This is a genomic window from Streptomyces sp. DSM 41931 (assembly GCF_050271085.1).
Taxonomy (GTDB): domain Bacteria; phylum Actinomycetota; class Actinomycetes; order Streptomycetales; family Streptomycetaceae; genus Streptomyces; species Streptomyces albogriseolus.
Genome location: NZ_CP189902.1, coordinates 6,042,057 through 6,065,446, shown reverse-complemented (window position 1 = coordinate 6,065,446; position 23,390 = coordinate 6,042,057). Strand labels below are relative to the sequence as shown.

The 23,390-nt window shown below is 74.4% G+C and carries 28 protein-coding genes; 6 read left to right on the top strand and 22 right to left on the bottom strand.

All coding sequences use genetic code 11. The features are described 5' to 3' along the window. Window positions 1–14: 14 nt before the first annotated feature. Both ACP7TJ_RS27825 and ACP7TJ_RS27820 read right to left on the bottom strand, forming a co-directional pair. Complete coding sequence (locus ACP7TJ_RS27825; protein ID WP_093765939.1) at window positions 15–2,096, bottom strand: phage holin family protein; 2,082 nt, start codon at window positions 2,094–2,096, stop codon at window positions 15–17. Window positions 2,097–2,199: 103 nt separating this feature from the next. Then, window positions 2,200–2,601, bottom strand: coding sequence for a hypothetical protein (locus ACP7TJ_RS27820; RefSeq protein WP_093765940.1), 402 nt, complete (start codon window positions 2,599–2,601; stop codon window positions 2,200–2,202). Window positions 2,602–2,695: 94 nt separating this feature from the next. On the opposite strand from ACP7TJ_RS27820, the gene ACP7TJ_RS27815 reads away from it, so the two are divergent. Both ACP7TJ_RS27815 and ACP7TJ_RS27810 read left to right on the top strand, forming a co-directional pair. Then, on the top strand, window positions 2,696–3,469 hold the full coding sequence (locus tag ACP7TJ_RS27815; protein ID WP_367461706.1) for an MBL fold metallo-hydrolase: 774 nt from the start codon (window positions 2,696–2,698) through the stop codon (window positions 3,467–3,469). Between the two features lie 17 nt (window positions 3,470–3,486). After that, window positions 3,487–4,119 (top strand): DedA family protein, encoded by a 633-nt coding sequence (locus ACP7TJ_RS27810; protein WP_093766498.1) that lies wholly within the window; start codon window positions 3,487–3,489, stop codon window positions 4,117–4,119. Between the two features lie 15 nt (window positions 4,120–4,134). On the opposite strand, the gene ACP7TJ_RS27805 is transcribed toward ACP7TJ_RS27810, so the two are convergent. The 5 genes from ACP7TJ_RS27805 to ACP7TJ_RS27785 form a co-directional block, all read right to left on the bottom strand. Beyond that, complete coding sequence (locus ACP7TJ_RS27805) at window positions 4,135–5,184, bottom strand: MBL fold metallo-hydrolase (RefSeq protein WP_266550404.1); 1,050 nt, start codon at window positions 5,182–5,184, stop codon at window positions 4,135–4,137. After that, window positions 5,181–6,425, bottom strand: coding sequence for an aminotransferase class I/II-fold pyridoxal phosphate-dependent enzyme (locus ACP7TJ_RS27800; RefSeq protein WP_367494891.1), 1,245 nt, complete (start codon window positions 6,423–6,425; stop codon window positions 5,181–5,183). Before ACP7TJ_RS27800 ends, ACP7TJ_RS27805 begins: the two co-directional genes overlap by 4 nt. 153 nt (window positions 6,426–6,578) lie before the next feature. Continuing rightward, window positions 6,579–7,475, bottom strand: coding sequence for a hypothetical protein (locus tag ACP7TJ_RS27795; protein ID WP_401540394.1), 897 nt, complete (start codon window positions 7,473–7,475; stop codon window positions 6,579–6,581). A gap of 133 nt (window positions 7,476–7,608) precedes the next feature. Further along, window positions 7,609–8,409, bottom strand: a complete 801-nt coding sequence (locus ACP7TJ_RS27790) for an RNA polymerase sigma factor SigF (protein ID WP_370165860.1) — start codon at window positions 8,407–8,409, stop codon at window positions 7,609–7,611. 148 nt (window positions 8,410–8,557) lie between these two features. Further along, window positions 8,558–8,698: a hypothetical protein gene (locus ACP7TJ_RS27785; protein WP_403159560.1), complete on the bottom strand. Its 141-nt coding sequence runs from the start codon at window positions 8,696–8,698 to the stop codon at window positions 8,558–8,560. A 181-nt stretch (window positions 8,699–8,879) separates the two neighbouring features. On the opposite strand from ACP7TJ_RS27785, the gene ACP7TJ_RS27780 reads away from it, so the two are divergent. From ACP7TJ_RS27780 to ACP7TJ_RS27770, 3 genes are read left to right on the top strand one after another with little or no spacing between them, the layout of a single operon-like run. After that, the gene (locus ACP7TJ_RS27780) at window positions 8,880–9,272 is read left to right on the top strand and encodes a DUF2795 domain-containing protein (RefSeq protein ID WP_093765946.1); all 393 of its coding nucleotides are present in this window, start codon (window positions 8,880–8,882) and stop codon (window positions 9,270–9,272) included. Between the two features lie 22 nt (window positions 9,273–9,294). Continuing rightward, window positions 9,295–9,720, top strand: coding sequence for a CBS domain-containing protein (locus ACP7TJ_RS27775; protein ID WP_093765947.1), 426 nt, complete (start codon window positions 9,295–9,297; stop codon window positions 9,718–9,720). Window positions 9,721–9,777: 57 nt separating this feature from the next. Beyond that, window positions 9,778–10,323, top strand: coding sequence for a type 1 glutamine amidotransferase domain-containing protein (locus ACP7TJ_RS27770; protein WP_167742166.1), 546 nt, complete (start codon window positions 9,778–9,780; stop codon window positions 10,321–10,323). A gap of 50 nt (window positions 10,324–10,373) precedes the next feature. On the opposite strand, the gene ACP7TJ_RS27765 is transcribed toward ACP7TJ_RS27770, so the two are convergent. After that, window positions 10,374–10,661 (bottom strand): DUF6158 family protein, encoded by a 288-nt coding sequence (locus ACP7TJ_RS27765; RefSeq protein WP_093766499.1) that lies wholly within the window; start codon window positions 10,659–10,661, stop codon window positions 10,374–10,376. 39 nt (window positions 10,662–10,700) lie between these two features. Then, complete coding sequence (locus ACP7TJ_RS27760) at window positions 10,701–12,320, bottom strand: ABC-F family ATP-binding cassette domain-containing protein (protein WP_189909143.1); 1,620 nt, start codon at window positions 12,318–12,320, stop codon at window positions 10,701–10,703. 160 nt (window positions 12,321–12,480) lie between these two features. On the opposite strand from ACP7TJ_RS27760, the gene ACP7TJ_RS27755 reads away from it, so the two are divergent. Beyond that, complete coding sequence (locus ACP7TJ_RS27755) at window positions 12,481–13,302, top strand: methyltransferase domain-containing protein (protein WP_189909142.1); 822 nt, start codon at window positions 12,481–12,483, stop codon at window positions 13,300–13,302. 29 nt (window positions 13,303–13,331) lie between these two features. Here ACP7TJ_RS27755 and ACP7TJ_RS27750 read toward each other — a convergent pair whose 3' ends face one another. The 13 genes from ACP7TJ_RS27750 to ACP7TJ_RS27690 all read right to left on the bottom strand — a co-directional run bounded on the left by ACP7TJ_RS27750 (window position 13,332) and on the right by ACP7TJ_RS27690 (window position 23,257). Continuing rightward, complete coding sequence (locus tag ACP7TJ_RS27750; RefSeq protein ID WP_026243351.1) at window positions 13,332–13,589, bottom strand: gas vesicle protein K; 258 nt, start codon at window positions 13,587–13,589, stop codon at window positions 13,332–13,334. Between the two features lie 170 nt (window positions 13,590–13,759). After that, window positions 13,760–13,948, bottom strand: a complete 189-nt coding sequence (locus ACP7TJ_RS27745) for a gas vesicle protein (protein ID WP_093765951.1) — start codon at window positions 13,946–13,948, stop codon at window positions 13,760–13,762. Then, on the bottom strand, window positions 13,945–14,742 hold the full coding sequence (locus ACP7TJ_RS27740) for a GvpL/GvpF family gas vesicle protein (RefSeq protein ID WP_167742169.1): 798 nt from the start codon (window positions 14,740–14,742) through the stop codon (window positions 13,945–13,947). The genes ACP7TJ_RS27745 and ACP7TJ_RS27740 overlap by 4 nt, the downstream gene beginning before the upstream one ends. After that, a complete protein-coding gene (locus ACP7TJ_RS27735) occupies window positions 14,739–15,074 on the bottom strand; it encodes a gas vesicle protein (protein ID WP_019521760.1) in 336 nt (111 codons plus the stop codon). Before ACP7TJ_RS27735 ends, ACP7TJ_RS27740 begins: the two co-directional genes overlap by 4 nt. Next, on the bottom strand, window positions 15,071–16,306 hold the full coding sequence (locus ACP7TJ_RS27730; RefSeq protein WP_370165851.1) for an SRPBCC family protein: 1,236 nt from the start codon (window positions 16,304–16,306) through the stop codon (window positions 15,071–15,073). The genes ACP7TJ_RS27735 and ACP7TJ_RS27730 overlap by 4 nt, the downstream gene beginning before the upstream one ends. Next, on the bottom strand, window positions 16,303–16,953 hold the full coding sequence (locus ACP7TJ_RS27725; protein ID WP_427766172.1) for a DNA primase: 651 nt from the start codon (window positions 16,951–16,953) through the stop codon (window positions 16,303–16,305). Before ACP7TJ_RS27725 ends, ACP7TJ_RS27730 begins: the two co-directional genes overlap by 4 nt. Continuing rightward, window positions 16,950–17,216 (bottom strand): gas vesicle protein GvpG, encoded by a 267-nt coding sequence (locus tag ACP7TJ_RS27720; RefSeq protein ID WP_093765955.1) that lies wholly within the window; start codon window positions 17,214–17,216, stop codon window positions 16,950–16,952. The genes ACP7TJ_RS27725 and ACP7TJ_RS27720 overlap by 4 nt, the downstream gene beginning before the upstream one ends. A 4-nt stretch (window positions 17,217–17,220) precedes the next feature. Then, the gene (locus ACP7TJ_RS27715; RefSeq protein WP_093765956.1) at window positions 17,221–17,994 is read right to left on the bottom strand and encodes a GvpL/GvpF family gas vesicle protein; all 774 of its coding nucleotides are present in this window, start codon (window positions 17,992–17,994) and stop codon (window positions 17,221–17,223) included. Further along, on the bottom strand, window positions 17,991–18,410 hold the full coding sequence (locus ACP7TJ_RS27710; protein ID WP_006130882.1) for a gas vesicle structural protein GvpA: 420 nt from the start codon (window positions 18,408–18,410) through the stop codon (window positions 17,991–17,993). Before ACP7TJ_RS27710 ends, ACP7TJ_RS27715 begins: the two co-directional genes overlap by 4 nt. A 62-nt stretch (window positions 18,411–18,472) precedes the next feature. Continuing rightward, the gene (gene gvpO, locus ACP7TJ_RS27705) at window positions 18,473–18,916 is read right to left on the bottom strand and encodes a gas vesicle protein GvpO (RefSeq protein WP_093766500.1); all 444 of its coding nucleotides are present in this window, start codon (window positions 18,914–18,916) and stop codon (window positions 18,473–18,475) included. Between the two features lie 74 nt (window positions 18,917–18,990). After that, window positions 18,991–19,917 (bottom strand): non-homologous end-joining DNA ligase, encoded by a 927-nt coding sequence (ligD, locus tag ACP7TJ_RS27700; RefSeq protein WP_093765957.1) that lies wholly within the window; start codon window positions 19,915–19,917, stop codon window positions 18,991–18,993. Next, window positions 19,914–21,761 carry a transketolase gene (locus ACP7TJ_RS27695; protein WP_367494893.1) on the bottom strand — a complete coding sequence of 616 codons (1,848 nt, stop codon included), beginning with the start codon at window positions 21,759–21,761 and terminating at the stop codon, window positions 19,914–19,916. The genes ligD and ACP7TJ_RS27695 overlap by 4 nt, the downstream gene beginning before the upstream one ends. Beyond that, window positions 21,758–23,257, bottom strand: coding sequence for an NAD(P)/FAD-dependent oxidoreductase (locus ACP7TJ_RS27690; protein WP_093765959.1), 1,500 nt, complete (start codon window positions 23,255–23,257; stop codon window positions 21,758–21,760). The genes ACP7TJ_RS27695 and ACP7TJ_RS27690 overlap by 4 nt, the downstream gene beginning before the upstream one ends. Window positions 23,258–23,390: the final 133 nt, after the last annotated feature.

Genomic DNA, 23,390 nt, shown 5'->3' with positions numbered 1-23,390 from the left:
GGGACAACGGCCCTTCAGGCCGCCCGTTCGCGGTGGTCCGGGAGAGGGCGGGTGCCGGACTCCTCGGACTCGGTGAGCCAGCGGCGCAGGACGTGGTGGACCTGTTCGGCGCCGGCCGGCTCCGTGCCGTCGGGGACCGGCGCGGACAGGACCAGCGGGGAGAGCAGGAAGGGGCGGGACTGGTCGCCGCCGAGGCCGCCGTGGGAGCCGATCTGCTCCTCGAACGCGAGGACCTCGCCGTCCGCCGGGTCGTAGAAGGAGTTGACCATGATGTCGGCGGTGTGCGGGAAGGTGTGGGTGCGGCGCACGACGTCGGCGGCGCCGGGTCCGAACGGGGCCAGCGGGCCCGGGTTGTCGTCGAGTTCGTCCAGCGGGATCTCCGCGCCGTACGCGCCGAGCACGACCCCGCCGTGGCGTTCGCTGCGGACCAGCAGGAAGCCGACGCCGGGGTGGTTGGCGAGGGTCGGCAGCAGCGCGGGGTGCCGGGCGTCGATCTCCTCCTTGGTCATCCGGTGCGGCACGTCCGGGAAGGACACCAGGCCCAGGTTGCCGGAGGCGAGCACGACCGGCTCCGAACCGCGGGAGGGCCGGTAGTGCTCGGCGCCCTCCTCGACGGGCCGGCGCAGCGCGGCGCGGACGGCCGCGCGGGCCTCGGCGCCGCTGTGGGTGCGCCGGGCGCGGCGCGGCACGGGCAGCCCGCAGCCGGCCCGCACCAGGTCGCCGAGGGTGAGGCCGTAGCGGGAGCGGAAGGTCTCGCCGGGGCTCTGCCCGTGGTCGGACAGCACGACGATGCGGTACGGGCGGGGCGCGTGCTCGGCGACGTTCTCGATGAGGGCGAGGGCGCGGTCGAGGCGGCGCAGGACCTGTTCGGTGTCGCGGCTCGTCGGCCCGGAGTGGTGGGCGACCTCGTCGTAGGCGACCAGGTCGGCGTAGACGGCGCTGCGTCCCGCCAGCAGGTCGCCCATCACGGCGGCGGTGACGACGTCCCGCTCGACGACGGTGGCGAAGGCGCGCACCAGGGGGTACAGCCCGCCGCGGGAGACGCGCGGGCGCCGGCCGCGTATCCGGGCGCGCACGGACTGGCCAATCTCCCGGCCCACCTCGGCGACGAAGGACAGGGCGGTACGCACGGCGTTGGCCGGGTCGGAGAAGTACGCGAAGTAGCCGGCGCGGGAGCGGGCGGCCGGGCCCCTGCGGCGGGCGGCGATGGACAGCACCAGCGCCTGCTCCTCGGCGCCGCCGCCGAACAGGTTGCCCCGGCTGGCGCCGTCCCGGGCGAGCAGTCCCGCGTGGCCGGAGTGCTCGATGGCGCGGGCCTGGAGCTCGGCGGCGCTGGTGGGCCGGTTGCAGACCATCACCTCGCGGCGGGCCTTCTCGTACCAGCGGAAGGCGGGGACGTCGAAGTTGCTGCCGTGCAGGATGCCGAGCTGGCTGGCCCCGGTCTGGCTGGACCAGTCGGTGCGCCAGGGGGTGAGGCGGTGGGTGGGCCGGTCGCCGCCCGTGCCCAGCCAGCGGGCGACGGTGGGCATCAGGCCCTTGTCGACGGCGGCCAGCAGGACGTCGTGGCCGACGCCGTCGAGCTGGACGAACACCGTGCCGGGGGTGGCCGGAACGGGCCGGCCGGAGCGCCGTCTTCGGTCCGCGAGCCGGTAGAGGCGCCGGCGGTAGGCGTCGTCGTCGCGGACGGCGAGGGCGCCCCCGGTGGCGGAGGCGACGGCGGACATCACGGCGGCGACCACCACGGCCGTCTCGGGGGCCGCCGAGCCGCGCTCGACCGGGTTGACGCGCAGCGCCACCCACAGCAGGGCGCCGTTGAGGAAGAACACCAGCAGACCGAGGACGAGCGCCGGCACGAGCAGCAGCAGCCGCACCAGGAGCGGCCAGACCAGGGCGGACAGCAGACCGAAGGCCCCCGCGCCGAGGGCGGCGGTGACCGCGATGTCGGTGGCGCTGCTGCCGTCGGCCGACCGCAGCCGGAAGTCGGGCAGGATGCCCGCGAGGACCAGCATCGTGAGCGTGGAGACCGCCCACACGGTGACACTCCGCCCGATCTGACTGGCGACCCGTCGCCATCGCCCGCCACCCACGCCGCGCACACCTCACGTTCCCCGGTCCCTGGCCCGCCTCCACCCTGTCACAACGTCCCGACGAGGCGTTTCGTCCCCCGGCCCGCTCGGCGCACCCGCGGCCGGGGGCGCCTCAGCGGCCGTCGTAGCCGGCGGTCGGCATGGACAGCCTGCGGTGCACCCGGGCCTTCATCGCCGCGTCGTACGACGGCTCCGCGCGGCCCACCGTCTCCACCCGCACCCCGCGCCGCGCGCACTCCGCCGCGAACTCGGCCACGGACGACAGCGCCCGCTCCAGCACCCTCCGGCTGGGCGCCACGAAGAGGTCGGCGCCGGGGCGCACCCCGTCCCAGAGCAGCGCGTGGTCGGGGCGCAGGCCGCGCACCAGCAGTTCGCGGGCCACCACGTACCCGTGCTCGGCGGCCCAGCGCGCGCACATCGTGTGCTGGCCGCGGGAGTCCACCAGGAACGGATCGGCGTCCAGCTCCTCCAGCGGCGTCAGGCTCGCGATGGTCGTCACCCGCACCGGCGCCATGGCGTCCCCCTCACCTCGGGCTCACCTCGGGTTTTCGCCGACGACCCTACTCCTGCGCGTAGGCTTCGGGGAGTCGCGCGAAGGAGGCGAAGAGGTGCCGGTGGAGGTCACGTGGTGGGGGCACGCCACCTGCACGCTGGAGGACTCGCACACGCGCGTCCTCACCGACCCCCTGTTCGCACGCCGGCTGGCGCATCTGCGGCGCAGGCGCGGCGCGGTGCCGCCGCCGGAGGCGCTGCGCGCGGACGTGGCGGTGGTCTCCCATCTGCACGCCGACCACCTCCATCTGCCGTCGCTGGCCCGGCTCGCCCCGGGGACCCGGCTGCTGGTGCCCTGCGGCGCGCTCCGCGCCGTGCCCGGGCTGCGCAGGCTCACCGCGCTCGACATCACGGAGATGGCGCCCGGTGACGTGACGTCCGTCGGGGCCCTCGCGGTGCGGGCGGTGCCCGCGCTGCACGACGGGCGGCGGCTGCCCGTGGGCCGGCGCCGCGCGCCCGCCCTCGGCTACGTGGTGGAGGGAGAGGCGCGCACCTACTTCGCCGGGGACACCGGCCTGTTCGAGGACATGGCCAAGGAGGTCGGACCGGTCGACACCGCGCTGCTGCCGGTGGGCGGTTGGGGGCCGTACCTGGGCGACGGGCACCTGGACGCGGGGCGCGCGGCGCGGGCGCTGGCGCTGCTGGGCGCGGCCCGCGCGGTGCCGGTGCACTACGGCACGTACTGGCCGATCGGGATGGACGCCGTGCGCCCCCACGAGTTCCACGCGCCGGGGCACGAGTTCGAGCGGCTGGCGGCGCGGCACGCGCCGGAGGCGGTGGTGCACCGGCTCGACCACGGAGGAAGCGTGCGCCTGGGGGGCGCGCGGTGATATCCCCCGCCGCCCTCGTGCAGGCGGCCGGCGGCCTGGTGACACCGGCGGCCGTGGCGCCCGATTCCACCCAGCAGGCCATCGGGTACCCGTCGCTGTTCCTGCTGGTGCTCATCGGGGCGCTGGTGCCGGTGGTGCCGACCGGCGCGCTGGTCAGTTCGGCGGCCGTGGTCGCCTTCCACCGGACCGCGCCGTTCTCCATGGCGCTGGTGTTCGTGACGGCGTCGCTGGCCGCCTTCCTCGGCGACGTGGCGCTGTACTGGCTGGGGCGGCGCGGGATGACGTCGAGGAACGGCTCACGCTGGCTGGAGGCGATCCGGGAGCGGGCCCCCGAGGAGCGGCTGGCTCAGGCCCAGGAGAAGCTCGCAGGACACGGGGTGGCGGTGCTCGTGCTGTCCCGGCTGGTGCCGGCCGGGCGGCTCCCGGTGATGCTGGCCTGCCTGGTCGCGAAGTGGCCGCTGCGGCGGTTCGTGCGCGGCAACCTGCCGGCCTGTCTGGCGTGGGCGGCCACCTACCAACTCATCGGCGTCCTCGGCGGCTCGCTGTTCCCCGAACCCTGGCAGGGCGTGCTCGCGGCGGTCTCGCTGACCGTGCTGATCAGCGTGGCCCCGAGCCTGTGGCGGCGGGTGCGCCGCACGCCGGCCGGCTGACGCCGGTCACCCGGGTCACGCGAGCACCCGCGACCCGCCGATCGGAAGGTCCCACAGCCGGTCCCGGGGCAGCCCGGCGGCCTCCCAGGCGGCGCGGACCCGGATGAGCGGCTCCAGCACCGGCTCCGCGGACAGCACGAACGTGCCCCAGTGCATGGGCGCCATGTGCCGCGCCCCCAGGTCCTGGGCGGCGCGCACCGCCTCCTCCGGGTCGCAGTGCACGTCGGCCAGCCACCAGCGCGGGTCGTAGGCGCCGATCGGCATCAGGGTCAGGTCGATGCCCGGGTAGCGGCGGCCGATGCGGGAGAACCAGTGGCCGTAGCCGGTGTCGCCGGCGAAGTGCACCCGGTGACCGTCCGGCGCGGTGAGCACCCAGCCGCCCCACAGCGAGCGGCAGGTGTCGGTGAGGGTGCGCTTGGACCAGTGGTGGGCCGGCACGAAGTCGAAGCGGACGCCGTCCAGTTCGGCCGCCTCCCACCAGTCCAGCTCGGTGACCCGGGTGAACCGGCGGCGGTGGAACCAGCGGCCGAGGCCGGCCGGCACGAACATCGGGGTGTCGCGCGGCAGCCGCCGCAGGGTGGGGGCGTCCAGATGGTCGTAGTGGTTGTGGCTGATGACGACCGCGTCCACACGGGGCAGCGCCTCCCAGGCCACGCCGACGGGCGTGACGCGCGCGGGCGTGCCGAGGATGCGCCGGGACCACACCGGGTCGGTGAGAACGGTGAGCCCCCCGATCCGCACCACCCAGCTGGCGTGGCCCGCCCAGGTCACGGCGAGCGTGCGGGCGTCCACGTCGGGCACCGCGCCCGGCGCGTACGGCAGGTCGGGGATGCCGGCGAGGCCCTCGGGGCCGGGCCGCACCGCGCCCTCGCGGGCGAAGCGGGCGAAGGCCTTGAGGCCGGGCAGCGGGGCGGTCAGCCGGTCGTGGAAGGCGCGGGGCCACACCCGGCGCTCGGCGAGCGGACGCGGTTCGGCGAGCGGGGGGCAGGGGCTGTCGTCGCGGGCCGGGGGGCCGGCGCCCGGTGCCGTGGTCGTCGTTCTGGCCGACTCGTGCCGCTGCGTCATCGAGTGGACTCCCATCGCCGAGCGTCGTCACGGAGATCGCCGAAGACCGATGTCAGATGGTTCAACGCGCGTCCCACCCGTGGCAGTTCCGCCGGTTCGTCCGCGTCCAGGCACGCGGCGCGCTCCTCGGGCGTGTCCCCCAGCAGGGGCGCGGTGCACAGCCGTACGCGCGGTGTCTCCAGATCGTCGCCGAACCGGTGGCCGCCCGCCGCGGGCATGCCCAGCCGGCCGGTGAGGAAGTCCTCCAGCTCCTGGGCGTCGCCGACGCCGTGCGCGGCGAGCGCGGGCGCCAGCGGGGAGAGGTCGACGTAGAGGTGCCGGCCGCACTGCGGGGGCCGGGCCAGGGCGCCCGCCGCGACGACGGCCCGGTGCGCGGCGGCGGCCACCCGCGCGTGCGTCCGTACGACCGCGGCGACACGGGCGGCGACCGGCTCGGGCTCGGACAGCGCGTACCCGGCGGCCGCGGCGACGGGGGCCGCCACGCGCGCGTCGAGGGCGGTGAGCACGTCGAGGACGCGTGCGTGCAGCGCGCCGCCCTCGTCGCCCGCGGGGAAGCGGGCGACGGCGGCGGGCCAGCCGGGCGGGAGCAGGGAGCCGGCGAGGTCGGTGACGACGGTGACCCGGTCGGGCAGCATCTCGGCGGGGCTGAGCAGCACCGTGCCGTGCGGGTCGTGCAGCGTGTCGCGCCAGGTCTCGTCGCTGACCAGGTGCAGCCCCTCCCCGTACGCGGCCTCCAGCGTCTCGTGGAGCAGCTCGGGCGGGGCGACCGTCGCGGTGGGGTCGTCGGCCACGGACAGCACCAGCAGCCGCGGGTCGCGGCCCTCGGCGCGCATCCGGCGCACGGTCTCCAGCAGCGCGTACGGGTCGGGGACGCCGCCGCTCTCGGCGGGGGTCGGCACATGGAAGACGGGTCTGCCGAGCAGCCGCGCGTACGGCGCCCACCAGGAGGCGCACGGCCTCGGCACCAGGACGTCGCCGTCGATGGCGGCGGTCAGGGCGGTCAGCAGGGCGGGCGCGCCGGGGGCGAGGGCCGTGCGGTCGGGAGCGGCCGGCAGTCCGCGCCGCTCGCCGTGGCCGCAGGCCGCGTCGCGCAGGGCGGGGCCGCCGCCGACCGGTTCGGGGCCGGCCCGGGAGGCGGCCGCCGCCAGCACTCCGGCCAGCTCGGGCAGCACCGGCAGCCCGTCCTCGGGGAGCGGCGGCCCGAAGCGGACCGGGCCGTGGCCTTCCGGATCCGTCCGCATCGCCACCTCCGCGCAGTTGCCAGTGCCCGGCGCCGTGTCCCGGCGTCCGTCCGTGCCGCCCTCGGCGAAGTCAGTACCCCGAGACCCGCCCGTCATGAGCGCGGTGCCGGATCGGGTGCGCCGCCGCACCGGCACGGCCGCCCGGCGGGGACGTCAGAGACGCGTCCCGCCGGTGCGCCTGCGGAGCAGACGGTGTGCGCCGGCGCCGAACGCGCCCGCGAGCAGCAGACCGCCCGCGACCTGGGCGGGCACGGAGTCGGTGAAGGCGCCGCCGCCGCCCGCCTGGACGCCCTGGTGGGCGGGCGGCGACGGGCAGGGCGTCGACGTCGGCCTGTGCGAGGGGGTCGGCTTGTGGGTGGGGGCGGGCTTGTGGGTGGGCGTGTGGGAGGCGGACGGCGAGGCCGTGGGCGGAGCGGTCCGGAGCGGGGCCGCTTCCGGGCCGCCGGCCCCGGGGTCCGCCGCCGTGCGGGGAGCGGCCTTGTGGTCCATGGCGCCGGGGTCCGCGGCGTAGGGATCGGCGGCCTGGGGGTCCGTGCCGTACGGGTCTGCGGCGTAGGGGTCCGTGCCGTAGGTGCCGTACGGGTCGGCCGCACCGGGGTCCGCCGCCGTGCCGGGTGCGCCCTCCGTGCCCGGGACGCCGGCGCGCTCCTCGGCGCCGGCGTCGGGGATCAGCTCCTCAAGACCGGCGGGCGGCTCCTGAGCCAGTTCGGGCGCGAGCGGGTCGGTCTCCGCCGGCTCCTCGGGTGCGAGGCCCTCGGCGGTGTCGAGGGACGTCGCGCCGTAGAGATCGGCCTCGGTGAACTCCTCCACCAGGGTCTCCGACGGGTACTCCTCGGCCTCGTGCGCGCCCGGCGCCACGGGGGTCGGCGTCGCACTGCGGGACGCGTGCCCCTGCCGTCCGTGTCCGGCGGTCGGGGACGCGCACGGGGAGGGGGACGTCCAGGCGCCCACGCTGCCGGGGGCCGTCAGGGCGGACGCGGCCGGTGCGAGCGCGCCGAGGACGGTGCCGGCGACGGCGGCGACGGACAGGGCACGGGCGGTGCGGCGCATGGTGCGGGCTCCTTCGGCGACGGCTGGGGCGCGGCGGTCGCCCCGGTGCCATCACAGCCCGCCCGCCCCGGCCTCGCGCGCGGCCGGACACCATTCGCGGGACCGGGCGCGCCCGTGCGGGTGAAGCGACCCCCTACGCGTCGTCGGCGCCGCCCATCACCTGGTCGCGCACCCGGCCGCAGCTGCGGCTGATCAGCCGGGAGACGTGCATCTGGGAGAGGCCCAGCTCCTGCGCGATGCTGTTCTGCGTCATGTCGTCGAAGAAGCGCATGTAGAGGATCGCCCGCTCACGCTCGGGCAGCTCAGCCAGCCGTTCCTTGACCGCCTCGCGGTCGACCACGGTGTCCAGCGCGGGGTCGGGCCCGCCCAGGGCGTCGCCCAGGGACCAGCCGTCGTCGCTGCCGGGCATCTCGGCGTCCAGGGACAGGGCGCTGAAGCTCTCCGCCGCGGCCTGGCCGGTGCGCACCTCGTCCTCGCTCAGCCCGGCGCACGCGGCGATCTCGGCGACGGTGGCGGTGCGGCCCTGGACGGTCTGGGAGAGGTCCTGCGAGGCGTGCCGGACGCGGTTGCGCAGCTCCTGGACGCGGCGCGGGACGTGCAGGGTCCACATGTGGTCGCGGAAGTGCCGCTTGATCTCGCCGGTGACGGTCGGCACGGCGTAGCTCTCGAAGGCGTTGCCGAGGTCCGGGTCGTACCGGTCGACGGCCTTGACCAGCCCCAGGGCGGCGACCTGGCACAGGTCGTCGTAGCTCTCGCCGCGGCTGCGGAACCGGGAGGCGAGGCGGTGGGCCATGGGGAGCCAGGCCCGTACGAGTTCGTCGCGGAGCGCGTCGCGCTCGGGTCCGTCGGGCAGGGCGGCGAGCCTGCGGAAGGCCTCCGCGGTGTCGGGCGCGTCGTGATGGGGGTGCGTCTGGGCACCTGTTCGGCTCGGCATGGTGCGTCGCAACTCCCTGGGAGGTGCTCGGGGACGGACGGTCACCGTGGAGGACGCACCCGTCGGGACAGGGACGTCCGGGGCGGGGTATGCCGCCGCCACGGACGTGCCTCCTGTCCGAAGCACTGCCCGTCCGGGTGCCCCCGTGTCAGCGGCTCAAACCTCCTGCAGGCCGGTCGCCTGGTTCCGGTTCCACCTCGTGGGGCGGCAGGACGAATTCCTCGTAGCGGCCCAGCATCAGGATCACGCCGAGCATGAGGGACGGGACGAGCAGGGCGAGCACCACCATGGCCGGTCCTTCCGGAAGCCGCGTGGGGGGCGTGCCGTCCGGGTCTCCCCCGGTCCTGGGGCCAAACCCGGCGGGCGCGGAGCCGCCCTCCGGATCCGGCCCGGATCGCCACCCGTGACCCGGTGTCGGCCCGCGCTCCTCGGGTACGCGGGTCGCACCCCCGAAGGATCTGGAGGGAGACATGCAGCGAGGCAGTGACCGGCTCAGCGTCCACCGTGACGACGAGATGAAGCACGAACTGCAGGGCCTGCTGCGGTCCGGACATCCCACCCGCACCGAGGAGTGGCACGACCCGGAGCCGTTCGCCGACGACGACCCCGAGGTGGCGCGCGGACCCGTGACGCCGGGCCGGGACCCGTCGTCGCTGGAGACGGTGCGACTGGAACTGGCCCGGAACCTGGGCCGCGGGGACTTTCCCGCGGGCCCCCGAGAACTGATGCGTGCCCTGGACCGGCGGTACGCCCCCGACGCGCTCGTCGAGGCGCTGGAGCGGCTGCCCCGCAAGGACCGCTACCACAGCCTCCAGGAGCTGGCCCAGGCGCTGACCCGGGTCCGGGAGACCGAGACGGCATGACCGGAAGGGAGGCCCGCCGGCCATGGCCGAGTTCGTGAAGGACGTCATGACCCCCGGCGTGGTCGCGGTCCGTCCGGACGCCTCGGTCGTCGAGGCCGCGCGGCTGATGCGCGGCCAGAACATCGGCGACGTGGTGGTGGCGGACGGACAGCGCGTCGTGGGGGTGGTCACCGACCGGGACATCACCGTGCGGGCGGTGGCCGAGGGCCGGGACCCGTACGCGGTGAGCGTCGGGTCGGTGTGCACGCCGCACCCGCTGACGCTGGCCCCGGACGAGCCGGTGGCGTCGGCCGTCGCCCTGATGCGGGAGCACGCGGTACGCCGGATCCCCGTGGTGGAGGGCGGGCTGCCCGTCGGTCTGGTGACCCTCGGCGACCTCGCCGAGGCCCGGGACCCCGGGTCGGCCCTCGCCGACATCAGCCGCGCGGAACCCGACACCACCCGGTGACGGACGAGGACGAGACAAAACGATGGACCACGAACGACGAAGGGACGTAGCGCCATCATGCGCATCGCATTTCTGACCGCACCCGAGGGCGTCGAGCAGGTGGAGCTGACCGAGCCCTGGAAGGCCGCCGAGCAGGCGGGCCACGAGCCCGTGCTGGTGTCGACGCAGTCCGGGGAGGTCCAGGCGTTCCACCACCTCGACAAGGCGGACACCTTCCCCGTGCAGGAGGTCGTCGGCGACACCTCGGCGGACTCCTTCGACGGGCTGGTGCTGCCCGGCGGGGTCGCCAACCCGGACTTCCTGCGGATGGACGACAAGGCCGTCGGCTTCGTCCGGGACTTCTTCGAACAGGGCCGGCCGGTGGCCGCGATCTGTCACGCGCCGTGGACCCTCATCGAGGCGGACGTCGTGCGCGGCCGGGTGCTGACGAGCTGGCCCAGCCTGCGGACCGACCTCGGCAACGCGGGGGCCACGTGGGTGGACGAGCAGGTCAAGGTCTGCGACCACGGGTCGAACAAGCTGGTCACCAGTCGTAAGCCGGACGACCTCAAGGCGTTCTGCGAGACCTTCCTGGAGGTGTTCGCGGCGGAGCGCGCCTCGTAGCGGAGACGGTGTGAACGACGGGAGCCCCGCATGAGCGGGGCTCCCGTCGTTCAGGTGCCCGAGGCGGTCGGCGTCACGGAGTCCGAGGCGGTCCGCTCCCGGGCGCCCTCGCGGGTGCGGCCCGATGCGACGGGGCGGCGCGGGTTGCGCCGCAGGTACTCGCCCTCCAGCTGCGCCATGCGCTCGTTGTGGACCCGCAGTGCGTCGTTGGACCCGTACAGCAGCGTGTCGTGGCGCGTGCGGTGGATGGTCTCCAGCTCCTTCATGAGCTGCTGGTCGTCCAGGCGGTTCGGGTCGACTCCGGTCATCGTGGTGCCCCGCTCGTCGTGTGCGTTCATGCGCCCCGGGTACCCGCGCCGCGCCTGCGCCACCACTCGTCAGCGCGCGCGTTCCACCCGTCGTTCGTCCCAGACCGGTTCCGGGGTCTCGCGGACCCGGCCGTCGCTGCCGAAGACCAGGAACCGGTCGAAGGAGCGGGCGAACCAGCGGTCGTGCGTGACGGCGAGGACAGTGCCCTCGAAGCCCTCCAGGCCCTCCTGGAGGGCTTCCGCCGATTCCAGGTCGAGGTTGTCGGTGGGCTCGTCGAGCAGCAGGGCGGTGACGCCCTGGAGCTCGAGGAGCAGGATCTGGAAGCGGGCCTGCTGCCCGCCGGAGAGCCGGTCGAAGGTGCGCTCCGCCTGCTGGGTCAGCTCGTAGCGGCGCAGCCGGGACATGGCGGCGCCCCGGTCCTGGGCGTGCTCGGTCCACAGGATGTCGAGCAGGGTGCGGCCGGTCAGCTCGGGGTGGGCGTGGGTCTGCGCGAAGTGTCCGGGCACCACGCGCGCGCCGAGCCGCCGGACGCCGGTGTGCGCGACGTCCTCACCCGCGAGCAGGCGCAGGAAGTGCGACTTGCCGGAGCCGTTGGAGCCGAGCACCGCGACCCGCTCGCCGTAGAACACCTCCAGGTCGAACGGCTTCATCAGGCCGGTCAGCTCGAGCCGCTCGCAGGTGACGGCGCGGACGCCGGTGCGGCCGCCCTTGAGGCGCATCCGGATGTCCTGCTCACGCGGCGGCTCCGGCGGGGGTCCCGCCTCCTCGAACTTGCGCAGCCGGGTCTGCGCGGCGCGGTAGCGGGACGCCATGTCCGGACTGTTCTCGGCGGCCTGCCGCAGGGTCAGCACCAGCTTCTTGAGCTGGGCGTGCTTCTCGTCCCAGCGACGGCGCAGCTCCTCGAAGCGGGCGAAGCGCTCGCGCCGCGCCTCGTGGAAGGTGGCGAAGCCGCCGCCGTGCACCCAGGCGTCGGCCCCGGCGGGGCCCGGTTCCAGGGAGACGATCTTCTCGGCGGCGCGGGAGAGGAGTTCCCGGTCGTGGGAGACGAAGAGGACCGTCTTGCGGGTCTCGGCGAGGCGCTCCTCCAGCCAGCGTTTGCCGGGCACGTCCAGGTAGTTGTCGGGCTCGTCGAGCAGCAGCACCGCGTCGGGGCCGCGCAGCAGCGCCTCCAGCACCAGCCGTTTCTGCTCGCCGCCGGAGAGCGTGCTCACCTGCCGCCACTGGGCCTTCTCGTAGGGGACGCCCATCGCGGCCGTGGTGCAGATGTCCCACAGCGTCTCGGCCTCGTAGCCCTGGGCCTCGGCCCAGTCGGCGAGGGCCTGCGCATACCGCATCTGGGCGGCCTCGTCGTCGACCGTCATGAGGGCGTGCTCGGCGGCGTCCACCGCGCGGGCGGCCTCGCGGATCCGGGGCGGCGCCACGGACACCAGCAGGTCGCGCACGGTGGTGTCGTCCCGTACGGAGCCGACGAACTGGCGCATCACGCCGAGGCCGCCGGTGACGGCGACGCTGCCGCCGTGCGGGGCGAGTTCGCCGGAGAGGATGCGCAGGAGGGTCGTCTTGCCGGCGCCGTTGGGCCCCACGAGGGCCATGACGGCCCCCTCCCCCACCCGGAACGACACATCGCCCAGGAGGGTCCTCCCGTCGGGGAGGTGGTACTCGAGGTGCGCTGCTTCCAGGTGTCCCATGGGCGCGATTCTGCGGGGCGCCGGGAACGCCTGGCAAACGGGTTTTGCCGAGCCCTGTCCCGTCGTCGGGCGTCCCAATATATGAAACCGCTATCTCATCATGCGGCCGACGCGCGTAACGTGGGCGCCCTCACGACAAGGGGAAGGGGGTGGCCCCGCCATGCCGCACGCACGGGAGACCGCCGTCTACACGCACGGGCACCACGAGTCGGTGCTGCGGTCGCACACCTGGCGCACCGCGCGGAACTCGGCCGCGTATCTGCTCGGGGCGCTGAAGCCCCACATGCGGATCCTGGACATCGGCTGCGGGCCCGGCACCATCACCGCCGACCTGGCCGCCCTGGTGCCCGACGGCCATGTCACGGGGCTCGACCGGGAGCCGGGCATCCTGGAGCGGGCGCGCGCGGTGGCCGACGAGCGGGGGCTGACGAACGCGGACTTCGTGACGGGGGACGTGCACGCGCTGGACTTCCCCGACGACACCTTCTGCGTGGTGCACGCCCACCAGGTGCTCCAGCACGTGGGCGACCCCGTGGCCGCGCTGCGCGAGATGCGGCGGGTGACGAAACCGGGCGGGTACGTCGCCGTCCGGGACGCGGACTACGCGGCGATGACCTGGTATCCGGAGTCGGCGGGCCTCGACGACTGGCTGAACCTCTACCGGCGCGTGGCACGGGCCAACGGGGGCGAGCCGGACGCGGGCCGGCGGCTGAAGGCGTGGGCCCTGGAGGCGGGTTTCACGGACGTCACCGCGACGACGGGGACCTGGACGTACTCCACGGCCGAGGAGCGCGCCTGGTGGAGCGGGCTGTGGGCGGACCGCACGGTGGCGTCCGCCTACGCGGAACGGGCCGTGGCGGGCGGGCACGCCACCCGCGAGCGGCTGGAGGCGGCGGCCGCCGCGTGGCGGGAGTGGGGCGCCCGGGAGGACGGCTGGTTCGCCGTGCTGCACGGCGAGATCCTCTGCCGCGAGGGCGCCTGACCGGCAGGACGGGGCCGGCGCCCCGGGACTCAGTCCCGGGGCAGCAGCGGCCCGAGCGGGCCGAGGTCGAGGTTGAGGTCCTCGGGGCGCAGCCCGTAGCGGTTGCGCAGCTCGGCCATCCGGTCCTCGAGCAGCATGAGGGTCAGCCCGACCCGCTCCTCCTGCTCCTCGGTGAGGTCGCCCTCGTCGAAGCGGCGCACCGCCTGGCGCTCCATGAGCTGGCGGAGCAGTTCCACCACGGTCAGCACCAGCTTCACCAGATCGCGTTCGACCGTGTCCGGCTCCAGGTCGAGCCGCCGGCGGGGCTTGGGGCGCGGTCCGGCGGGGCGGGCGGCGGGCTCCGGGTCCGCGTCGAAGGACGCCTCCGGGTCCAGGGGCGACCGGCCCTCGAAGAGGTCGGCGTCGGTCACCGTGACGGGGTCCGGCGCGCCCGGCGCGGGGTGCCGCGGGTCGTCGGTCACGAAAGCTCCTCGAAGGGCGAGGGGACGTTCTGGTTCACGGAGCTGATCAGCGCGTTGAGGTCGATGCGGACCAGGTCGACGTCCGCGATCCGCAGCGTGATGTCGCCCGTGATCACCACACCGCCGGCCAGCAGCCGGTCGAGCAGGTCGACCAGGGCGATCTCACGCCGTTCGACGACGGTCACGCGATCCCCTCCCCCGCGGTCTCCCCGTCAGCGGTGTCCTCGCCGGCGAACGAGTAGGCGGCCCACGGCCCGGTGAGCTCCACCCGCAGCCCCGGGGAGTCGTCCTTCGTACGCTCCACCTGCTCCACGAACGCCTCCGACTGGCCGCGCGGCACCAGATAGGCCGCGTTGAGCACGTTGCGGCCGCGGGCTCCGGACAGGGCAGGGTTCTGCGGCGCGTGCAGCCGGGAGTCCTCGGCGAAGCCCGTCAGGGTCTCGTGCAGCCGGGTCGCGAAGGTCTCGGCCCGCTGCCACTGGTCCTCCCGCGACCGCGTCTGCTCCCGGCGCCGGCGCAGATAGTCCCGCCCGGACATCGCCGCGGGCTGCGGCGCGGGCTGTTCGGGGGCTTGCTCCGGCTCGGACTCCAGGAACACCTTGACGCCCCACTCGACCCGGCCCTCCAGCCGGTCCAGCCGGCGCAGGAAGTTCTCCTCGCGCGCCTCGATCATCGACCGTACGCCGCTGTCGTCGCGGAACACGGTGCCGAGCCGCAGCGGCAGCGGGGTGGTGACGGTGGTGAGCGCGTCGATCACCCCCTGGTGGGCCCGCGCGACCGCGGTCAGCCAGTCCAGGTCCTCCAGATGGGCCCGCAGCGGCTCCTCCGCGAAGTCCGCCTCGGGCACATGGCTGACCACGGCCACCAGGTCGTGGTGCGGGACCAGCCGGGGCGGGTCGCCGCCCACGCCCGTGAGCTGGGCCTGGAGCGGTGTGCCGAAGGGGCGGCAGACCGCGTAGACGTAGCGCAGTCCCGTCACGGGGCCTCCTCCTCGGCGCGGCGCGGCTCCAGCTCCTCGAGCCGGGCCAGGCGCTCGCGCAACTCGGCGTTCTCGCGGGCCAGTTCGTCACGCCGGGCGCGTGAGGACAGCGCCGGGTCGGACTCCCACCAGTCGATCCCCATCTCCTTGGCCTTGTCCACGGAGGCGACGACGAGGCGCAGCTTGATGGTGAGCAGTTCGATGTCGAGCAGGTTGATCTTGATGTCGCCCGCGATCACCACGCCCTTGTCCAGCACCCTTTCCAGGATGTCGGCGAGGTTGGCGCCGCCGCCCTGGCCGTAGGGGTCGGGGAGTCGGCTGGGAGTGGTCATCGGCGGCTCCGGCCCTCGGATTCCTCAGGAGCGGCCTCGTCGGCCGGCTCGTCGTCCTCGTACTCCTCGTCCTCGTCCTCGTACTCCTCCTCCGGAGGGACACCCTCCTCGTACTCCTCGTCGTCCTCGTCGCCGGCGGCTTCCTCGTCCTCGTCCTCGTACGGGTCCTCGGGCTCGGCGCCCTCCTCGTCCTCGTACGCGTCCTCGGGCCCGGCGCCCTCCTCGTCCTCCTCGCCCTCGTACTCCTCGTCCTCGTCGTACGCGTCCTCCGGAGCGCCTTCCTCCTCGGCCTCCCCGGCCTCAGCGTCCTCGTGCTCGCCCTCGGGGCCGCCCTGCTCCTCCTCTTCCTCGGCCAGGGCGTCCTCGTGGCTGCGGACGACCTCGCCGTCGCGGATCTCGCCGCGCCAGCTGTCCTCGGCCTCGCCCTTGATCGTGATGAAGCGGGCGAAGTTCTTCAGGTCGAGCCGGGCGCGGCGGCCCTGGGCGCGCCAGATGTTGCCGGTCTTCTCGAAGAAGCCCGAGGGGTAGTACTCGATGACCAGCAGGACCCGGGTCAGGTTGTCGGCCAGCTTGTGGAACGAGACGACGCCCTTGGTGGTGCCCTTGGCGCCCTCCGAGCTCCAGGCGATCCGGTCGTCGGGCACCTGCTCGGTGGTCGTCGCCTTCCAGCTGCGGTTGGACCACCAGATCTTCGCCTGCCAGTCCGACGTGGTGTCGTCGGCCTTGTTGGCGCTCTTCACGCCCTTGGCGAAGGTGCTGAAGTCCTGGTACTGCGTCCACTGGTCGTACGCGGTGCGCAGCGGCACGCCGACGTCGATGTGCTCGATGATGACGGTCGGCTTGTTGCCGGACGACTTCTTGCGCTTGCCCTTGCCGCCGCCGAGGTTCTTCAGGGCGCCCTTGACGCTGTCCTTCGCCCGGCCGGCGCCGAGTTCCACGGCGGTGCGCAGCGGGCCCTTGCCCTCGGCGAGTTTCCTGCCGCCGTCGACGGCGAGCTTGGCGAAGCCGGGGCTGTTGCCCTCGGCGATGTCGTTCAGCTTGCCGGTGGTCTCGCCCAGCTTGTGGCCGACGCCGGTCAGCAGCCGGGTGGCCTGGGCGGCGAGGTAGTCCTGCAGCTCGGCCTTGAGCCGGTCCGCGGCCTCGCTGTGGGCCAGGTCGGACAGCGGGTTGCCGGCGGCGCCTTCCGCACCGTCGCGTGCGGCGGACGTGGCCCGCCCGACGGTCTCGGTCATCGCTCACCGCCTCCCTTCGAGGAACGGGTACGGCCGCCGCGGGAGGCGGACGCGGTCTTCTTCGCGGCCGTCTTCTTGGCGGCTGCCTTCTTCGCGGGCGCGGTCCCACCGGCTGCGCGCTTGGCCGGTGCGGCCTTCTTCGCCGCGGGACCCTTCTTGGCCGGGGCCTTCTTGGCGGCCTTCTTCGCCGTCCGCGCGGCGTCCGGTTCGCGCCCGCCGTCGTCCTGGTCCTCGGCGGCGTCGTCCGGTTCGCGGTCGCGCGTCTCCTCGTCGTGCGGCTCCTCGCCGGAGTCCTCGTCCTCCTCGTCCCGGCCCTCGGCGCCGTTGCCGTTGCCGGCCAGCTGACCGCGCACCTCGGCGGTGCGGCCGTGCAGCCGGTCGGCGAGCGAGCTGATCTGCCGTTCGACCAGCGCGCCGGAGGCCGCCTTGCCGGCGCCGCGCAGGTCACCGCGGAGCTGGTCGCCCAGCTCCTTGAACTGCGGGTTGTCCCGGAGCTGCTGCGACACCAGGTCGGCGACCGCCCGCGGGCTGAGGTTGAGCTTCTTGCCCGCGACCAGCCCGCCGACGGCCAGCGCCATCTTCAGCTTCTTGGTCCGTCCGAGGAGATATCCGGCCCCTATGGCGAGGCCCAGTCCCGTTCGATTCATCGTTGTGCCGTCCCGTCCCCATTACCCGCGCCTGTGCGCGTCGCGATCTCCAGCCGGTCCAGGAGTGCGTCCTCCTGCTCGTCGAACTCCTCCTCGGTGATCTCCCCGGCCTCCAGCAGCTCCTCCAGCCGGGCCAGCTCGGCACGGATGGTCGCGGGGTCGTAGTAGATGCGTTCCGCTTCCTGCAGGACCTGCCGGATGGCCCAGGCGCCGCCACGCGCCGGTGCGAGCGGCAGCAGCAGCACCTCCGAGATCAGGCCCATGTCGTCACCCCGCTCCGGTTTCCGCCCCGCCGGCCGTGGTGCCCGCGGGCTCGGCGGGGCCGGGCTCGACGAAGCTGTACGGCGGCAGCGGGCCGTTCAGACGTATCTCCAGGTGGGGCATGTCCGTGCGGACCTGCTCCACCGCGGCCAGGAACTCCTCCGCCGTCGCGCGCTTCACCAGGTACGAGACGTTGGCGAGCCAGCCGGTGGACTCCGGGCCCACGCTCTCGGCGTCGGCGATGCCGCGCAGCGCGTTCTCCAGCGCGGCGCCGTCCTCGGCCTCCCGGGCCTTGACGGCTTCGGCGACCATCTCGCCGAGGCGGATCTTGTCGTCGTAACTGCCGCCGCCGGACTGCCGGTTGGCCTCCGCGAGGGCGCGGATCTCCGGGTTGAGGGCCATCACGTGGTGGAGGACCGCCTCTTCCACGTGGTTGGCCTTGACGTTGTACTCGACGCGGTCGTCGAGGGCGCGCAGCCGCTCCAGGTAGTGGTCGGCGCGCTCGGCGAGGACCGAGGTGACGGCGTCGTCGTCGGGGGCGACGCTGCCGAACCGCATGGGCAGCACGCAGCCGCCCGCGCCGATCTCGCTGAGCACGTTCTGGTGGGCGAGCAGCTCCCGCCGCTTGGGGCGCAGGCCCTCGGGGGCGTCGCTGACGACGGCCGCCAGCTCGCCCTGGGTCAGCACGCGCAGCGGGCGCGCCGGGTCGCCGACGCCGCCCATCCCCTCGGGCAGGGAGGGGTGCGAGGCTGCGGTGATGCCGTAGACGTACGTGCTCACTCCTGCTCCTCCTTGCGCCGCGACGTGGTCTTACGGGCCCGGGGCCGCGACTCGGTCTCGCCCTCGCGCCCCTGCTTGAAGGCGTCCGAGATGGTCTCGGCGGCGCCGGAGAGGGCGCCCTTGGACTTGCCGCGGGCGCCGGACTCGGTCACCTCGCCGACGATCTCGGGCAGGCCCGGACTCTTGCGGGGGCCGGCCTCCAGGTCGAGGCGGTTGCACGCCTCCGCGAAGCGGAGGTAGGTGTCGACGCTCGCGACGACGACACGGACGTCGATCTTGAGGATCTCGATGCCGACCAGGGACACGCGCACGAATGCGTCGATGACGAGCCCCCTGTCCAGGACAAGCTCGAGCACGTCGTAGAGGCCGCTGCTGCCGCCTCCGCCGCCGGACTGCTGTGCCGGTACGACTGTCATGCCGGCCGTTCCTCCTTATGTCGGGGATGTGGGATGTGGGGATGTGCTTGCGGTCGTGCGGCCTAGCCGCCGTGCCTGCGCGAGTCGGCGCGTCCGCGCTCGTAGCGGCGGACCCTCCGGTACCCGGTGAGGTCCCCGTCGGGGTCCAGCTCCACCTGGTAGCTCGCCATCAGGCTCATCGTGTCGGGCACCCGCTCCAGCTCCAGGACCTCGACCTCCAGCACCCAGCCCTCCGAGGTCTGCTCGAAGGACGACACGGACTCGGCCTCCATGCCGGTGAGCTCCGCGAGCTGTGCGCGCGCCTCGCGCAGCACCTCCATGGGCTTCGGCTTCTTCCGTGCCGTGGTGCTCTCGGTCGTGTCGCCGTCCTTCTCGGTCCGCCTGCGGGGTGCGGTCTGTTTACGGGTGGTGCGCGGGCTCGGGGCCTCCTGGGAGTCCCGGCCCTCACGGGAGTCCGTGGATTCCTGTGAATCTTGTGACTCTTCGGTGTTTTTCGTGTTCGACATGGCCACCTCTCCCTTCGTGTGGCCGTAAGCGTGTTCGCCAAACCTCCGCGGACTCACCCGTTCGCTCAGGCGGGTCAGCCGCGCAGCGCGGCGAGCCTCCGGCGGGCCGGGGCGAGGGAGCGGCCCTTGCGGAACAGACCCGCCCACGGGCTCGCACCGGCCTGCTCGGCGGCGTTCTCCACCGTCCAGCGGCGGGCGTGCAGGTCCGGGTCGTCGAGCTGCTCCCAGGTGACCGGGGCGGCGACGGGCGCGCCGGGCAGGGCGCGGACCGTCCAGGGGGCGACCGCGGTCTGCGCGTAGGCGTTGCGCTGCACGTCCAGGTACAGCCGGTCGCCGCGGTCCTTCTTGCGGGCCGCGGTGGTGAGCTTGTCCGGGTGGGCGTCCGCCAGCGTGTCGGCGACGTCGCGGGCGAACTTCCGTACGGTGTCGAAGTCCTGGCCGCCGTCGAGCGGCACGACCACGTGCAGGCCCCGGGACCCGGTCGTCATCAGGGCGGAGGGCAGGGCGAGTTCGTCCAGCAGCTCCCCCAGCAGCCGGGCGGCCTCCCGCACCGCCTCGAAGTCGTCGCCGGACGGGTCGAGGTCGAAGACCAGCCGGTCCGGGCGGTCGGCGTCGTCGGCGCGGGAGAGCCAGCGGTGCAGCGTGATGCTCGCCTGGTCGACCAGGTACAGGAGGGTGGCGGTGTCGTCGCACACGGTGTGCGTGACGGTTCCGCCCTCCTTGCCGACCTCGGCCCGGGTGATCCAGTCCGGATAGCTGTCGGGGGTGTTCTTCTGCATGAACGCCGGGCCGTCGAGGCCGTCGGGCCGCCGGTCCAGCATCAGCGGCCGGCCCCGCAGGTGCGGCAGCATGTGGCGGGCGACGGCCCGGTGGTAGTCGACGAGATCGCCCTTGGTGTACCCGCGGGCGCCGTCGCCGCCCGGGAGGAGCACCTTGTCCGGGCGGCGGATCTCCACCCGGCGGCGGCCGGCCCGTACGGTGCGCGAGCCGCCGTCGCTCACGACACGATCGCCTCCCCCACCAGCAGCCGGCAGGCCGTGGCGATCGAGTCGGCGTCGATGCCGGCGGCGTGCAGCTGCTCCGCGGGGGAGGCCGAGCCCGGCATGTTCCGCACGGCGAGCCGCACCAGCCGCGGCACGGGACGCCCGTCGCCGAACGCCTCGGCGACCGCGTCGCCGAGCCCGCCCTCGGGGTGGTGGTCCTCCACCGTCATCAGACAGCCGGTCTCCTCGGCGGCGGTGCGCAGGGTCTCCACGTCGACCGGCTTCACCGAGTACAGGTCGACGACCCGTACGGCGATGCCCGCGTCCGCGAGGGCGTCGGCCGCGGCCAGCGCCTCGGGCACGGTGACGCCGGCGGCGACCAGGGTGAGCCGGTCCTGGCCGGACGAGCGCAGCACCTTGCTGCCGCCGACGGGGAACTCCTCGTCGGGGCCGTAGATCACGGGGCTCCCGCCGCGCGAGGTGCGCAGGTAGCGGATGCCCTCCAGGCCGGCCATGGCGGCGACCAGGCGGGCCGTCTGGTTGGCGTCGCACGGGTACAGCACGGTGGAGCCGTGCACCGCCCGCATCATCGCCAGGTCCTCCAGGCCCATCTGGCTGGGGCCGTCCTGGCCGATGGCGACGCCCGCGTGCGACCCGACGAGGTTCAGTCCGGAGCCGCTGACCGACGCCATGCGGACGAAGTCGTGGGCGCGGGTGAGGAAGGCCGCGAAGGTGGACGCGAACGGCAGCCAGCCGCGCGCGGCGAACCCGACGGCGTCCGCGACCATCTGCTGCTCGGCGATGTAGCACTCGACGTAGCGCTCGGGGTGCTCCTTGGCGAAGAACTCCAGGCGGGTGGAGTCGCCGACCTCGCCGTCCAGGGCCACGACGTCGTCGCGCGCGGAGCCGAGGGCGGCCAGCGCCTCGCCGAAGGCGTCGCGGGTGGCCACGTCCTCGCCCCGTTCCCAGCGCGGCAGCTCGGGCGTGGTGATCCGCCGGGCGGGGGTCCCGCCGTCGGCGGGCGGCGCCTGGACGGTGATGCGCAGGTCGCGCCGGCCGCCCAGTTCGGCGATCGCGTCCTCCGCCTCCGGCAGCGGCTTGCCGTGCAGGCCCTCCCGGTCCTGCACGGACTCCACGCCCTTGCCCTTGAGGGTGCGGGCGAGGATCGCGGTCGGCTGGCCCCGGGTGGACAGCGCCTCTCCGTAGGCGCGGTCCACCGCGTCCACGTCGTGCCCGTCCACCTCGACGGTGTGCCAGCCGAACGCCTGGAAGCGGCGGGCGTAGGCGTCCAGGTCGTGGCCGTGCCGGGTGGGGCCGCGCTGGCCGAGCCTATTGACGTCCACGATCGCGGTCAGGTTGTCCAGGTTCTCGTACGCGGCCTGCTCGGCCGCCTCCCACACCGACCCCTCGGCCAGCTCGCTGTCGCCGCACAGCACCCACACCCGGTGATCGGTGTGGTCAAGACGCTTCCCGGCGAGCGCGATGCCGACGCCGACGGGCAGGCCCTGCCCGAGGGAGCCGGTCGCCGTCTCCACCCAGGGGAGCTTGCGGGGCGTGGGGTGTCCCTCCATGCGGCTGCCGTTCTCGCGGAAGGTGAGCAGCTCCTCGTCGCCGATGACGCCGGCCGCCTTGTAGGTGGCGTACATCAGCGGGGAGGCGTGGCCCTTGGACAGGACGAAGCGGTCGTTGGCGGGGTGGTCGGGGCGCTCGAAGTCGTAGCGCAGGTGGTGGGCGAAGAGGACGGCCATGAGATCGGCCGCGGACATCGACGACGTGGGGTGCCCGGAGCCCGCGGCGGCCGCCGCCCGGACACTGTCCACCCGCAACTGTTGTCCGAGTTCGGCGAGTTCACCGGTGTTCATGCGTCTCCTTCGGTAAATCGGTCGGTGCGCCGGACGGGCCCGGGCGCCACGTCGGGGCCGGGCCCCGGCTGGTCGGGCGGCGGTGCGACGTCGGAAGCCCCAGCGGTGGGCTGGTTCTTGGCCGGTTCGCCGCCCGGCTGGTTCTTGGCCGGTTCACCACCGGGCCGGGTCTTCGCGGGCTCGCCCTCCGGCCGGCCCGGGACGCGTGCCACCTCGGGGGACGCGGTGTCCAGCGGCACCGACCAGGACCGTACGAGCCCCAACTGCACGGCCTGGCGCGGCAGTACGGCGTCCAGCAGCCAGTCGGCGGCCACCCGCACCCGGTTGCCGGGCATCGCGGCCAGGTGGTAGCCGCGGGTCACCGCGCCGGCCGCCACCCCGGAGAGGTTGACGCCCAGCGGGTTGGCGGCGGCCTTCACACCGCCGAGGTCCACCACGAACCCCAGGTCCTTGTGCCGGTACGCGCGCCGCTCCCCGTCACCGAAGGACGCGGCGATGTTGTGGGCGCAGACCTTGCCCTGCCGCCAGGCGTGCTGGGCGGTCATCGGGGTGTAGGAGCCCGGTTTCTCCAGGTCGGGCACCGCGGCCGCGTCACCGCAGGCGAACACCTCGGGCCGGCCGGGGACCTGCAGATGCGGGTCCACCAGCAGCCGGCCCCGTTCCAGGGGCAGCCCGAGGGACTCGGCGAGCGGGTCGGGGCGTACGCCCACGCACCACACCAGGGTGCGGGTCTCCACGAACTCCCCGTCGGTCAGCAGCACCCCGTCGGGGGTGGCCTCCTTCACGGAGGTGCCCATCCGCACGTCCACGCCCCGCTCCCGCAGCACCGTGTCGGCGGTGCGGGAGAGCCGTTCGTCCAGCTCGGGCAGGACCCGGTCGGCGATGTCCAGCAGGATCCAGCGGGGCCGCATGCCGGTGCGCAGCGGCTGCTTCGCCACCTGCGCGTCGGTGAAGAGCTGCCCGTGCGCGGCGACCTCGGTGCCGGTGTAGCCGGCGCCCACGACGACGAAGGTGCACCGCGACGAGCAGCGCTTCGGGTCGTCCGTGGCGGCGGCCAGCTCCACCTGCCGGGTCACGTGGTCGCGCAGGTACAGCGCCTCGGGGAGGCCGCGGAAGCCGTGCGCGTGCTCGGCGACGCCCGGGATCGGAAGCAGCTTGTTGACGCTGCCGGCGGCGAGCACCAGCCGGTCGTAGGAGAGCGTGCCGCCCTCGCCCTCGGGGCCGGTGTAGTGGACCTGGCGGGCGTCGAGGTCGATGCGGCCGGCCTCGCCCAGCACCAGCCTGACGTGCGGCAGCGTCCCGGAGAGGGACACGGTGACCCGGCGCGGCTCGAGGACGCCGGCCGCGACCTGGGGCAGCAGGGGCAGGTACAGGAAGTAGTCGGTCGGGTTGAGCAGGACGATCTCGGCCCGGCCCCTGGCCGTACGGGACAGGGTCTGGGCCGTGCGGTACCCGGCGAAGCCGGCACCGACGATCACAATGCGGGGTCGACTCACGGTTCGCCTCCGGCGCGGTCGCGTACGTCGGGAGACTTCCGCGTCCCCCTGTGCGGGACCGCCAAACGTCGGGCGGTTCCCGCGGTCCCGGGCCGGGTACCCGGCGCGGGACCCGGACGCCCCATGTCAGGGA